The organism is Staphylococcus sp. AS1337 (genome assembly GCF_051408735.1).
Classification (GTDB): domain Bacteria; phylum Bacillota; class Bacilli; order Staphylococcales; family Staphylococcaceae; genus Staphylococcus; species Staphylococcus xylosus_B.
In genome coordinates this window covers 198,542-211,964 of the sequence record NZ_JBOIHZ010000001.1, presented here as the reverse complement: position 1 = coordinate 211,964, position 13,423 = coordinate 198,542, and the positions used below count along the sequence as shown (strand labels likewise).

Below are 13,423 nucleotides of genomic sequence, written 5' to 3'. Positions count from 1 at the left end.
AACAGTTTTTACAGATTAGAAAGGGTGAATCGCTTGATACGTATGAGTGTATTAGCGAGTGGTAGTACAGGAAACGCCACTTATGTGGAAAATGATAAAGGCAGTATCTTAGTCGACGCAGGATTGACTGGGAAGAAAATGGAAGAACTTTTTGGACAAATTGATAAACAGATTAAAGACTTAAACGGCATTTTAGTTACTCATGAACATTCAGACCATATTAAAGGATTAGGCGTATTAGCACGTAAATACAACCTGCCTATTTATGCGAATGAAAAAACATGGTCAGCCATCGAAAAGAAAGACAGTAAAATTCCAATGGATCAAAAATTCATCTTTAATCCATATGAAACGAAATCATTAGCTGGCTTCGACATCGAATCGTTTAACGTTTCACATGATGCCATCGATCCACAATTTTATATATTCCATAATAACTATAAGAAATTTACGATTTTAACAGATACAGGTTACGTTTCAGATCGCATGAAAGGTATGATTCAAGGCAGTGACGCATTCGTCTTTGAAAGTAACCACGATGTAGATATGTTACGCATGTGTGGTTATCCATGGAAGACAAAACAACGTATCTTGAGCGACATGGGACACGTTTCTAATGAAGACGCAGCACACGCAATGACAGACGTCATCACAGGTAGCACTAAACGCATTTACCTATCTCACTTATCTCAAGACAACAACATGAAAGATCTTGCTCGCATGAGCGTCGGACAAGTTCTAAATGAACACGACATCGACACACAACGCGAAGTATTGTTGTGCGATACAGATAAAGCAAACGCTACACCGATATACACTTTATAAAAGCGCTTGGTCTCAATTTTGAGACTTAGCGCTTTTTAATGCATTAGCGTGAGAGTATGTAATCTTAACGAGAAAGTAGAATTTACTAAAAAGTTTAGCAGTTTTTAATGCATTAGAAGTAAGGCCAACGCTAGTTTTTAGTAGTAAGTTTTAATTGAAATTAAAGGGATTTCATAAATTAGTTGAGATTTAATATGATGTTGGGGCGTAGCTGATTTTAATAAAGTATTACGTAGGAATGTTGCAATCTATAAATAAGTTCACAAATTAATTAAGGAGGACTAGTGATTATTGATAAATCATTAGTCTGATTTGTGTTGTAATAACAACCTAACCAATATCACAATTTGAGATATTGGTTTTTTATTATGTGTAAGACTAGTATTGCTAAATTTTACTGGTCATACATCCCTGTGTCTTAATTGAAAACCAATATACAGTTAGAGCATAATTATAAACAGTGGATAACTTAGCTAATAAAAGGTTTTTATAGGTGGAAATTATGAAGAAAACGTAAAATTTGTGAATAAGTATGTAAGACATCCATCAACTTATCCACTATTTTATCCATAGTTATCCAGAGATGTGCACAATTAACATAGAAATACCCACATTATACACAGGGTTATCCACAAATTAACATGTTATTAACGTATTTTTGTTTAGAAAACGTAAACATTATTAAATAATGATATACATTCCTGTTATAATAAGAGGGAATAGTGTGAATAAGTGTATAACTTGTGGATAACTCTAATAACTATTGTTTATTATGAATTTGGAGGGCAATTATGAAGATTACAATACTGACAGTAGGTAAATTAAAAGAAAAATACTGGAAACAAGCAATCGCAGAATATGAAAAACGTTTAGGAGCATACTCCAAAATTGAAGTTATAGAAGTTCCTGACGAAAAAGCACCTGAAAATATGAGCGAGAAAGAAGTTGAACAAGTGAAAGAAAAAGAAGGCCAGCGTTTACTAGCAAAAGTAAAACCTCAGTCTACAGTCATAACATTGGAAATCAAAGGAAATATGCTGACATCAGAAGGCTTAGCTAAAGAAATAGAAAGTCGCATGACACGTGGCCAAAGCGACTTCACTTTTATTATTGGTGGGTCTAATGGCTTACATAAAGATGTACTAGACCGTAGTGATTATGCATTATCCTTCAGTAAAATGACCTTCCCACACCAAATGATGCGCGTCATATTGATAGAGCAGATCTACCGTGCATTTAAGATTATGCGAGGAGAAGCGTATCATAAATGATAATAATAGTTTTTATTAAATTATTCAAAATGCAACTAATGTAACATTCATTGATACAATTCATAGAGTTAAATTCAAAGGTGCTGATAAACTATTGGATATAAAATATATTTTTAAAATTCTTTTATCCTTACATCTTCTGCAGTAAAAGGATGTAATTATGGTGGAGGAGTATTAACTTTTGAACTCATGAAAATAGGTTATCATCTTTGATTTTGTGAAAAGTACGAAGTGTATAAAATATTGATTAATAATTTTTTAAAGGAAGTGAATGTATATGATTACCCAATCACTAAAAACTGTTATCAATTTTTCAAATAAAAAATTTTTTCAAGATTACTTAAATAAAAATAATATGTCTTTGAAAAAACAGAAATTGAAGATATAAAAAAATTTGTGGCATTATTAAATGAAAAATTAGAAAAAAATAGTAACTTATTTATGGGTTATATCCTTGGATATTCGTTTCAAGATTTAACAGGAGAATTTGATTTATTAAGATTTACTGAAACACATATTATTAACATTGAACTTAAATCACGAGATACCACGGAAAAAGAAATAGAAGATCAATTAAAAAGAAATAAATTTTATTTATGGAGTGTAATTATACACTTTTACAGTATGGATTTTTATCATCGGAAAATAAATTATATAAATTAAATGAAGAGGACTTATTGCAAGAAATAAATATAGAAGAATTTATCAGCGAATGTTCGAACTTAAAAAATAAATTATTTATAAATATAGAAGAGTTATTTAGACCAGAAAAATTTATTATTTCTCCATTTAATAATACTCAAGAATTTTTAGAAGGAAAGTATTTTTTAAATGACGAACAAGTTAAAACAAAGAAATGTTTAATCCAATTTTTGAGTAATGATGACTCAATTGTTAGCCTGGTTGCGGAAAAAGTTTGATTCTTTATGATTTTTACAAAGAGTGTTTAAAAATTGATAAGAAAGTTGCCTTAATGCATTGTGGTGCTGAGTTGAATGACGGACAGCTAGATTTAATAAAAGATCATGATTGGAAGATATATCCCCCAAAGGCAAACGAAGCGTTTATATCTTTAGATGCTGACATCTATATGATTGATGAAGCTCAACGTAAATATCCTCATCAGTTAGAGCAAATTTATTCTTATATTAAAGAAAATGATAAAAAGTTAATTATTTCTTATGATCCTGAACAAACATTGGTGAAAAGAGAAACTAATATGGAATATTTCTAAAACTATAGAAGAAGATTATGAAGGTAAAACAATAAATCTAGAATCCAGGATACGTAATAACAAAGAAATTAGTAGTTTTATTAAGCTACTATTAAATAAAAATCAATCTAACTATATTCATAATTTTGAAAATATTGAAATAGTATATGCGAATGATATTAATGAATCAAAAACTATTTTAAAATTTTTAGATAATACATATACTGTTATTGATTACACCGCTCCTATATATGAATGCTTCAGAAACAAAATAAGCAACTGTTCTTACTAAACGAGTTTAATCATCATATTTTCAATGTACATCAATCTACAAGTGGAAAATTTCAGCATAATTTAAATGATGAATATATGATGTTATCTTTTAATGTAGGTGGATTATGGAACATGTTGCTTTATGCTATAGAAAATGATTACAGTAAAGAAGAATTCTTGAAAGGTTTTCAAGAAATTAAGTTATTTTATAATGTATGAAATGAAAAAACTCAGGCGGAGACACATTATGTCCCAGCCTGAGTTTTTTATTATTGTGCTGTATATCCACCATCTATTAAGATAGATTGACCTGTTACGCTTTTGGCTTTATCACTGGCAATAAATACGGAATAGTTTGCAACGTCTTGAATGTCGACAAGTCGTTTTTGAGGAATCATTGGAAATAATACTTCATCAAGTACTTGATCAACACTTACGCTTCTTGTTTTGGCTAAGTCTTCCATTTGACCACGAACAAGTGGAGTATCAATGTAACCTGGACATATGGCATTTACAGTGATACCGTCTTCTGCAGTTTCTAAAGCAGTGACTTTTGTTAAACCGATAATCCCATGTTTGGCACTATTATATGCAGATTTCCCTGAAAATCCGATAACACCATTAATAGAAGACATATTTAAGATGCGACCAAATTGTTGTTTTTTCATAATAGGTAATACATGTTTCGTCATGATGAATGTACCCACTAACATAATATCAATCATTTGTTTGAATTTAGCTGTTGAGAAATCCTCAATATTTGAGACATGTTGTAAGCCTGCGTTATTTACTAAAACATCTATACGACCGTAATGTTTTTCAGTTTCTTCGACAAGATTTATGACATCATCTTCATTCGAAACATCTGCTGGAATACCGATACAGTCAACCCCTTTATCTTTAAAGTCACGCACGACGTTGTCTAAATTAGTTTTATTAATATCTGTGAATACTACTTTTGCACCTTGGTTTAAAAATTCTTTAGCGATTTCTAAACCAATACCACTAGCAGAACCTGAAATAATTGTAACTTTATCTTTTAACATCGAAACCCCTCCATATTTTCTCTATATATTTTAGTTTACTTCTACAATGTTGATAAGTAAAATGAATATTAATAATGAAATCTATAACTTAAAGTTATAAAGAGGGGTGAAATAAATTGGAAATCCGTCAATTTAACTATTTTATGACAGTAGCCAAACTGGGTAGTTTCACTAAGGCTTCACAACAATTACATGTTTCTCAACCAGCACTTAGTAAGACTATCAAAGCGTTCGAATCAGAATTGAATGTCGAGTTATTAGACCGTTCAGATAGACAAGTTAAACTTACAGATTCAGGTGAAATTGTCTATAATCACGGACTCAAAATCTTTGATACATTAAGCTCTTTAACATCGAATTTGGAAGATAATAGTTCATTAAAAAGTGGAAATATAAAGATTGGTTTACCTTCATTAATTGGTATTATGTTCTTTCCTAGCATGATAAAAGGCTTCTCTTCGGCGTATCCACATTTAACAACAGAATTAATAGAAGAAGGTACTCATAAAGTTATACGTTTAGTAGATGAAGGTGAGATAGATTGTGGCATTGTTATGTTACCAGTCGATGAAACAAAATTCGATGTCTTTCAATTGACTGCAGATAAATTGATGTTATATCTACAAAAGTCACATCCTTTAGCGCAATGTTCGGAAGTTGCATTAACGGATATTAAGAATGAACCGACTATTTTATTTACAGAAGATTTTACGATGCATGATCGTATTATACAAGAGTGTAATAATTCCGGGTTTAAGCCAAATATTGCGTATCAAAGTGCACAATGGGATTTTATAAAAGACATGGTAGAAAATAATTTAGGCGTGACTTTCTTTCCAGAATCATTAAAACGCAAAATCGACTATGATAAAATCACTGCAGTACCTATAACTGAACCGTATATTTACTGGGAAGTGGGTCTTATCGTTAAAAAAGATAGATATCGTTCACATGCAACACGAGCACTAATCGATTATATATTAGAAAATGGTCTTTAGTTTGTTATAACTTTTAGTTATAGAAATTATGATATTTATATATTTAACAAATAATAATATCAGAGTTATATTAGTAATCGTTCACAGGAAAAAATTTAAAGCTAGCAATTACTATTAGGGAGCGATTTATTATGAATCAAACTAAATACCAACAAGGTATGGATAAACTTATGGAATATACCGCAGAGACAGGTTCAACACATTTAAAAATAGCTGACAATCTTAAAGATATAGCACCTGACGTTTCAAAATATATTATTGAATTTGCTTATGGAGACATTTATTCACGTAACGGTTTAACTAATCAACAACGTGCTTTAGTAACGGTTTCTTCACTTGTAACACAAGGAACCGAGCCTCAATTAGAATTACACATCAATACAGCATTGACTTCAGGGGTGGCTCCAGAGGAAATCATAGAAACGATTACACATTTAATACCTTATACGGGTTTTCCACGTGTATTAAATGCGTTAACAGTTGCTCAAAAAGTATTCGAAGACAGAGAGATTAAAGTATATTTGTCTAAAGTAGAACAATAATAGAGTGTATATTATTTTATAAAGAAAAACATTAATACAACCAAAAATCGCCCGATCCTGTAGTTCTGTTCTACGGATTGGGCGATTATTTTAATACATAATTTGACTATTTCATTAAATAACTGTCTTCAGTGCGTTTGATTGTTTTGTTTTTCCATGGGTCGAGTATTGGTTTAACGATAAATCCTATTGTGAATATTACGACGCGACTGCCAGCAATTAGTAGTTTCATGATTACTATAGTTAGTCTTTTTTTAAAACCGCATCACCAGCCGATATGCAGAAGCGTATCATATAGTGATGCGGTTTTGATAAGCTTCTCTTTATCAGTGGCTTTACTAAATAATTGTCTTTATCATATATCTTTCCTACTTTTACCTTTTTTATAATTTTATTGCCTAAGTATAATCATTAATTCCTCATGACAAAACCTCTAAATGTACTATTTCTTGAAATTTATAGGTTAATAAATAACTTACATTAATATTACAGTACTTATTGTCACTGAATAATTAATAAAAATTAAAAAATCACACCACCTAAATCTATTTGTATATTATAATTAGTAGTAATAGATATAAAGGTGGGATGTTATGGTATACCAAAGTGAATTTGCGTTAGAAACTGAAATGATGGAACAGCTGAAATCAAATGGTTATGAAACTGTAACAATTAGGGATGAACAACAACTATTAGATAACTTCCGTTCGATTTTAAATGAGCGTCATGCCGAGAAATTAAATGGAGAGTCACTAACAGATAAAGAATTTCAACGCTTATTAACGATGATTAATGGTAAGGGGATCTTTGAAAGTGCACGTATACTACGTGATAAATTACCTTTAAAACGTGATGATGAGTCTGAAGTGTATTTATCATTTTTAGATACGAGAAATTGGTGTAAAAATAAATTTCAAATTACTAATCAAGTGTCCGTCGATGATACATATAAAGCAAGGTACGATGTTACCATTTTAGTTAATGGCTTACCACTAGCTCAAATTGAGCTTAAGCGTCGTGGCATTGACATCAATGAAGCATTTAATCAAGTGATGCGCTATCGAAAACAAAACTACACAGGTCTTTTCCGTTACATACAATTGTTTATTATCAGTAATGGTATTGAAACACGTTATATTTCAAATAATGATGGTGAAATATTAAAGAGTCATATGTTTTATTGGAGCGATAAAGATAATAAACGCATCAATACATTGAGTGATTTTACTAATACATTTTTAAGACCCTGTCATTTAGCTAAAATGATCTCACGTTATATGATTTTAAATGAGACAGATCATATTCTTATGGCGATGCGTCCATATCAAGTCCACGCTGTCGAAGCCTTAATACATCAAGCCACTGAAACGAATAATAATGGCTATATATGGCATACAACGGGTAGTGGTAAAACATTAACTTCATTTAAAGCGAGTCAAGTATTATCAGAGCAAGACGATATCAAAAAAGTCATCTTTCTTGTCGACCGTAAGGATTTAGACAGCCAGACAGAAGAGGAGTTTAATAAATTCTCTAAAGGTTCAGTAGATAAGACGAACAATACGTCGCAACTTGTTAAACAGTTAAAAGATAAAAGCTTGCCGCTTATCGTTACGACGATTCAAAAAATGTCTAAAGCCATTCAAAATAACGCTGAAGCCTTAGACCAATATAAGACAGACAAAGTAGTCTTTATTATTGATGAATGTCATCGTAGTCAATTCGGTGATATGCATCGCATTGTCCGTCAACATTTTAATAATGCACAGTACTTTGGTTTTACAGGAACACCTCGCTTTGAAGAAAATCAAAGTCAAGACGGCCGAAGTACTGCTGACATTTTCGGGAGATGCTTACACTCATATCTCATTAAAGATGCCATTCATGATGGCAATGTATTAGGCTTTTCAGTAGATTATATTAATACATTTAAAGCTCAAAATATAAATACAGATTCAGAAGATATGGTTGAAGATATTAATAAAGATGAAGTGTGGATGGCAGATAAACGTGTTGAACTCATTGCTCGACATATTACAGAAAATCAAGATAAATATACAAGAAATAGACAGTATTCAGCAATATTAACCGTTCAGAGTATTCCAGCACTTGTGAAATATTATGATACGTTTAAAAAGATCAGTAAGGACTATGAACATCCTTTAAAAGTCGCAGGCGTATTTTCTTATGCAGCAAATGAGGAAAGCAAAGAAGGAGATGTAGATGAGGCACATTCTAGAGATAAACTAGAAGAAATTATGCAAGATTATAATAATAACTTTGGAACAAATTTCTCAACGGATACTTTCCAAGAGTACTTTAATCATATCTCTAAAAATGTTAAAAAAGGCGTTAAAGGTAATAAAATCGACGTACTTATTGTAGTGAACATGTTCTTAACAGGCTTTGACAGTAAAGTATTAAATACATTATACGTAGATAAGAACTTAAAATATCACGACTTGGTTCAAGCCTATTCACGTACAAACCGTGTAGAAAAGGAAACCAAACCATTTGGAAAAATCGTCAATTATCGTGATTTGAAACGAAATACAGATAATGCATTAAAACTTTTCTCTCAGACAGATGATACAGATCGTGTATTAATGAGAAACTTTGATGAGTATCAATCTGAATTTGTAGATGCTTTAGCTGAATTGAAGTCTATTGCCCTAAAACCACAAGATATGGATAATGTCCAAGATGAAAATGAGAAAAAAGCATTTGTGGAAGCTTTCCGTTTAGTTTCAAAACTTGTACTGAGATTGAAAGCTTTTGATGAGTTTGACTTTACAAAAGAAAATATTGGTATGGATGAACAAGAATTTGAAGACTACAAGAGTAAATACTTTGCAATATACGATGAAGTGAAGCCAAAACGCGGTGAAGTTGAAAAAGTATCTATCTTAAATGACATTGATTTTGAGATAGAAATCTTACGTAATGATATGATAAATGTGTCCTATATCATGGACTTAGTTCGCCAAATTGATTTGAAAGATAAAGTAGAACAGCAGCGCAATCGTGAACAAATTAGACGTATATTAGACAACGCTGACGATCCAACACTACGTTTAAAACGTGATTTAATTCGTGAATTTATTGATGAAGTGATACCTAAGTTATCTGAAGAAGATAACATTGATGAAGCTTATCTATTGTTTGAAAAAGCGAAACGCGAAGAAGAATTTAATGATTTTGCACATCAACAAGCCGTTGATGAGCAAATACTCAAGACACTTACTGGTGAGTTTGAATATAGTGGTATTGTGAATCAAGATCACTTGAAAGATCTCGTTGGAAACAAAAAACTTAGAGAAAAACGACAAACTAAAAAAGCTGTTACATCATTTATAGAAGAAGTCACAGAAAAATATAGTAGCTAGAAATAATTTCAAACCTTTGTGATAATAAATATTGCAGAGGTTTTGATATGTAGTACACAGAAAAGTGATTTACTGCTAAACAGAATCACAACTATTTATTTAATGGGGGAAATGAAATGTCAATTACTGAGAAACAACGTCAACAACAGGCTGAATTACATAAACGCTTATGGTCTATCGCCAATGATTTAAGAGGGAATATGGATGCGAGTGAATTCCGTAACTATATTCTCGGACTCATCTTCTATCGGTTTTTATCAGAAAAAGCTGAAAATGAAGTTGCTGAAGCATTATCAGGTGAAGATTTAACATATGAACAAGCTTGGGGAGATGAAGCATACCGTGACGACTTAAAAGCTGAACTGATAGAGAATGTTGGGTATTTTATTGAACCACAAGATTTATTTAGTAGTATGGTTAAAGAAATTGAAAATCAACGCTTTGATATTGAACACTTAGCTCAAGCTATTAGAAAAGTTGAAACCTCAACGCTTGGACAAGATAGTGAAGATGATTTCATTGGTTTGTTCAGTGATATGGATTTAAGTTCTACAAGATTAGGTAACACAGTTAAAGATAGAACGGCATTACTAAGTAAAGTTATGGTCAATTTAGCAGACTTACCTTTTGTACATAGCGATTTAGAAATTGATATGTTAGGTGATGCTTATGAATTCTTAATTGGTCGCTTTGCGGCAAATGCTGGTAAAAAAGCGGGTGAATTCTATACACCGCAACAAGTCTCTAAAATATTAGCTCAAATTGTTACCCTTGGTAAAGATAAATTAAGAAATGTTTATGACCCAACATGTGGTTCAGGTTCATTATTATTACGTGTAGGTAAAGAAACAACTGTCTATCGTTATAATGGTCAAGAGAGAAATAATACAACATATAACTTGGCTCGAATGAATATGTTGTTACATGATGTACGTTATGAAAACTTTGATATTCAAAATGATGATACGCTAGAAAATCCTGCATTCTTGGATGAAAAATTTGATGCCGTAGTAGCCAATCCACCATACAGTGCCAAATGGTCTGCGGATAGTAAATTTAACGATGATGAACGTTTCAGTAATTATGGGAAGTTAGCTCCTAAATCTAAAGCAGACTTTGCCTTTATCCAACACATGGTACATTATTTAGATGATGAAGGTACAATGGCGGTAGTCTTACCGCACGGTGTGTTATTCCGCGGCGCAGCTGAAGGCGTAATACGTAAATATTTAATTGAAGAGAAAAACTATTTAGATGCGGTAATTGGCTTACCGGCTAATATCTTCTATGGTACAAGTATTCCAACATGTGTTTTAGTATTTAAAAAATGTCGCGAAGCAGATCAAGATGTGTTATTTATTGATGCTTCGAATGAATTTGAAAAAGGTAAAAACCAAAATCATCTCACAGATGAGCAAGTAGAAACGATTATTGATACGTATAAAAACAGAGAAACAATTGATAAATATAGTTATGCGGCAAACTTAAAAGAAATTGAAGAAAACGAATACAATTTAAATATTCCAAGATATGTAGATACATTTGAAGAAGAAGAACCTGTTGATTTAGATCAAGTTCAGAAAGATTTAAATCAAATTGATGACGAAATTGCACAAGTAGAGCAAGAAATTAATGGATATCTTAAAGAATTAGGAGTGTTAAAACATGACTAATGAAGCGAAGCATGTACCAGAGTTGAGATTTCCAGAATTTGAAGGTGAATGGGAAATTTTAAAGTTAGGTGACTATGCGATTATAAAAGGAAGATTAGGTTGGAAAGGTTTAAAACAAGAAGAGTATGTTAGTAAGGGACATGCTTTTTTAATTGCAAACAAGCATATTAATAATGGTAAAGTGAACTGGGAAAAAGCAGACCAAATTACCCAATTTAGATATGAAGAGTCATTAGAAATAGCACTTCAAAAGGGAGATTTAATATTTTCTAAGGATGGAGCATTAGGAAATCCAGCGATTATAAATGAGCTACCTAAGTATGCAACAATTAATTCAACTATGATGTTAGTTAGACCATTTAAAGAAAAGTTAAGTTCACTGTTTTTTCATCAAATATTACTAAGTTCATATTTCAATAAATTAATTCATTTAAAAGTATCGGGAAGTTCAATCCCACACTTATTCCAAGCAGATATGAAAGAATTTTATTTTTATACTCCAAAATTGGAAGAGCAAAATAAAATCGGTGAATTTTTCAGCAAACTCGATCGACAAATCGAATTGGAAGAACAAAAATTAGAGAAGCTAGAAGAACAGAAAAAGGGATATATGCAAAAGATTTTCTCTCAAGAATTAAGATTTAAAGATGGGCATGGTAATGATTATCCAAAGTGGAAAATTAAAAAACTAGGCGATATTGGCCATGTTTCTATGAATAAAAGAATATATAAAAATGAAACTACAATAAATGGAGAGATTCCCTTCTATAAAATTGGAACTTTTGGAAAAAAAGCAGAAACATTTATTACTAGACAAAAATTTGAAGAGTATAAATTAAAATATCCATATCCGAGTAAAGGAGATATTTTAATTTCAGCATCTGGAAGTATAGGAAGAACGATTGAATATAGTGGAGAGGAAGCCTATTATCAAGATTCTAATATAGTTTGGTTGCAACACAATGATGAAGTACTAAATATATTTTTGAAGCATTTTTACCTAATTGTAAAGTGGGCTGGAATTGAAGGAACTACAATAAAAAGGTTATATAACAAGAATATTTTAAATACTAAAATCGATTTGCCAATTATAGAAGAACAAAGTAAAATTGGCACTTTCTTTAACAAAATCGATGAACTGATTAAAAAACAAAATCAAAAAATTGATAGATTGAAAGAACGTAAACAAGGCCTTTTACAGAAAGTTTTTGTGTAGTTCTGATAATGACCTATTATGTAAACTAAAATATTTTCAGGAATGATTAAAACAAAATAAAAAATATAAATGCGGTTAGAGCAATATTTTTTCTCTAACCGCATTTATATTTTTCAAGAGTTGTTAAATTACGATTCAATAAAATGTGAGTTTCATTACTTCTTTTGATTTCAAAATAAGCTTTTTAGATAGCTTAATGTTTCACATTTACTCCATATATTGATTAAGCTTTTAAAATACAGTTTTGACGTATTTTAGGATTAAGTGAATGTTTGTATTACTGTTTAATCATTTGATTAGATTAATCTAAATTTACTTGAACTGAATCTTCTATCCTTCCAGCATTATCAAGTGTTTGAACTAAACCATCTGGTGTCACTTCAAATACATAAGATCCATGATCGCTCTTATTATTTCCCATAATCTTCCAATTTCCGTTTTCATCCTGAGTTAGCTCTTGGAAAGTTACTTTACTCTTATCAAACCGATCTTCATAGCTTTGTTCCAATCCAGCGAATAAATAATCAAAACATTATTTCTATTTACTTTTTTTTGATCTTCTTCTATTGTAGTTTGTTCTTGATTATTATTAACTGTTTCACTAGAACTTTGCGAATCACTTTCGCCATTTTCTTTTTGTTGATTTTGTAACTTGTCTTTTTCTAACTCTACTTCTTGAAATTTGTTGTATCCGAAAAACCTTACAGCGACTAATATGCATAAAATGGCAATTATTATTGTTGTAATTAATAATTTCCATAATTTATCCATCCTTAAATTTAATGATCGCCAACTTTAACTATCCACATTCTTTTAATTTTTACTTTGTATTATTATATTGATTTATTCTGCTCCGCTTTTCTATATAATTTTTTAATAATTTATCAAAAAGGACTTATAATTTATTCAATACTCCTTTAAAAGTTATGCAATTAAATATAATGTATACTTTACAATCAACAGACGCCTCAAAATATTCT

General features: G+C 31.0%; 14 protein-coding genes. 11 read left to right on the top strand and 3 right to left on the bottom strand.

Translation table 11 applies throughout. The annotated features are described in order from the left end of the window. Positions 1-24 precede the first annotated feature (24 nt). The 6 genes from ACSUE0_RS01010 to ACSUE0_RS00985 all read left to right on the top strand — a co-directional run bounded on the left by ACSUE0_RS01010 (position 25) and on the right by ACSUE0_RS00985 (position 3,801). Complete coding sequence (locus tag ACSUE0_RS01010; RefSeq protein ID WP_119603690.1) at positions 25-825, top strand: MBL fold metallo-hydrolase; 801 nt, start codon at positions 25-27, stop codon at positions 823-825. 791 nt (positions 826-1,616) lie between these two features. Then, complete coding sequence (gene rlmH / locus ACSUE0_RS01005; protein ID WP_436955661.1) at positions 1,617-2,096, top strand: 23S rRNA (pseudouridine(1915)-N(3))-methyltransferase RlmH; 480 nt, start codon at positions 1,617-1,619, stop codon at positions 2,094-2,096. 396 nt (positions 2,097-2,492) lie between these two features. After that, positions 2,493-2,759, top strand: coding sequence for a hypothetical protein (locus ACSUE0_RS01000; protein ID WP_436955659.1), 267 nt, complete (start codon positions 2,493-2,495; stop codon positions 2,757-2,759). Between the two features lie 14 nt (positions 2,760-2,773). Next, positions 2,774-3,016, top strand: coding sequence for a hypothetical protein (locus ACSUE0_RS00995; RefSeq protein ID WP_436955657.1), 243 nt, complete (start codon positions 2,774-2,776; stop codon positions 3,014-3,016). Between the two features lie 53 nt (positions 3,017-3,069). After that, positions 3,070-3,330 carry a hypothetical protein gene (locus ACSUE0_RS00990; protein ID WP_436955656.1) on the top strand — a complete coding sequence of 87 codons (261 nt, stop codon included), beginning with the start codon at positions 3,070-3,072 and terminating at the stop codon, positions 3,328-3,330. A 234-nt stretch (positions 3,331-3,564) separates the two neighbouring features. Next, positions 3,565-3,801, top strand: coding sequence for a hypothetical protein (locus tag ACSUE0_RS00985; protein ID WP_436955654.1), 237 nt, complete (start codon positions 3,565-3,567; stop codon positions 3,799-3,801). A gap of 50 nt (positions 3,802-3,851) precedes the next feature. Here ACSUE0_RS00985 and ACSUE0_RS00980 read toward each other — a convergent pair whose 3' ends face one another. Beyond that, positions 3,852-4,628, bottom strand: a complete 777-nt coding sequence (locus ACSUE0_RS00980) for a 3-hydroxybutyrate dehydrogenase (RefSeq protein WP_436955652.1) — start codon at positions 4,626-4,628, stop codon at positions 3,852-3,854. A 116-nt stretch (positions 4,629-4,744) separates the two neighbouring features. Between ACSUE0_RS00980 and ACSUE0_RS00975 the strand changes: the two genes are divergently transcribed. Together ACSUE0_RS00975 and ACSUE0_RS00970 are read left to right on the top strand one after the other, a co-directional pair. Then, positions 4,745-5,626, top strand: a complete 882-nt coding sequence (locus ACSUE0_RS00975; RefSeq protein WP_436955651.1) for a LysR family transcriptional regulator — start codon at positions 4,745-4,747, stop codon at positions 5,624-5,626. Positions 5,627-5,757: 131 nt separating this feature from the next. Further along, positions 5,758-6,168, top strand: coding sequence for a carboxymuconolactone decarboxylase family protein (locus tag ACSUE0_RS00970; RefSeq protein ID WP_436955649.1), 411 nt, complete (start codon positions 5,758-5,760; stop codon positions 6,166-6,168). 106 nt (positions 6,169-6,274) lie between these two features. Here ACSUE0_RS00970 and ACSUE0_RS00965 read toward each other — a convergent pair whose 3' ends face one another. Further along, positions 6,275-6,400 carry a hypothetical protein gene (locus ACSUE0_RS00965; RefSeq protein WP_436955647.1) on the bottom strand — a complete coding sequence of 42 codons (126 nt, stop codon included), beginning with the start codon at positions 6,398-6,400 and terminating at the stop codon, positions 6,275-6,277. A 361-nt stretch (positions 6,401-6,761) separates the two neighbouring features. Here ACSUE0_RS00965 and ACSUE0_RS00960 point away from each other — a divergent pair, with 361 nt between their 5' ends. The 3 genes from ACSUE0_RS00960 (at position 6,762) to ACSUE0_RS00950 (ending at position 12,443) form a co-directional block, all read left to right on the top strand. After that, positions 6,762-9,554: a type I restriction endonuclease subunit R gene (locus ACSUE0_RS00960; protein WP_436955645.1), complete on the top strand. Its 2,793-nt coding sequence runs from the start codon at positions 6,762-6,764 to the stop codon at positions 9,552-9,554. A gap of 116 nt (positions 9,555-9,670) precedes the next feature. Beyond that, complete coding sequence (locus ACSUE0_RS00955; protein ID WP_436955643.1) at positions 9,671-11,227, top strand: type I restriction-modification system subunit M; 1,557 nt, start codon at positions 9,671-9,673, stop codon at positions 11,225-11,227. Beyond that, the gene (locus tag ACSUE0_RS00950; RefSeq protein WP_436955641.1) at positions 11,220-12,443 is read left to right on the top strand and encodes a restriction endonuclease subunit S; all 1,224 of its coding nucleotides are present in this window, start codon (positions 11,220-11,222) and stop codon (positions 12,441-12,443) included. Before ACSUE0_RS00955 ends, ACSUE0_RS00950 begins: the two co-directional genes overlap by 8 nt. A gap of 465 nt (positions 12,444-12,908) precedes the next feature. Here ACSUE0_RS00950 and ACSUE0_RS00945 read toward each other — a convergent pair whose 3' ends face one another. Continuing rightward, positions 12,909-13,214: a hypothetical protein gene (locus ACSUE0_RS00945; RefSeq protein WP_436955639.1), complete on the bottom strand. Its 306-nt coding sequence runs from the start codon at positions 13,212-13,214 to the stop codon at positions 12,909-12,911. Between the last annotated feature and the right edge of the window lie 209 nt (positions 13,215-13,423).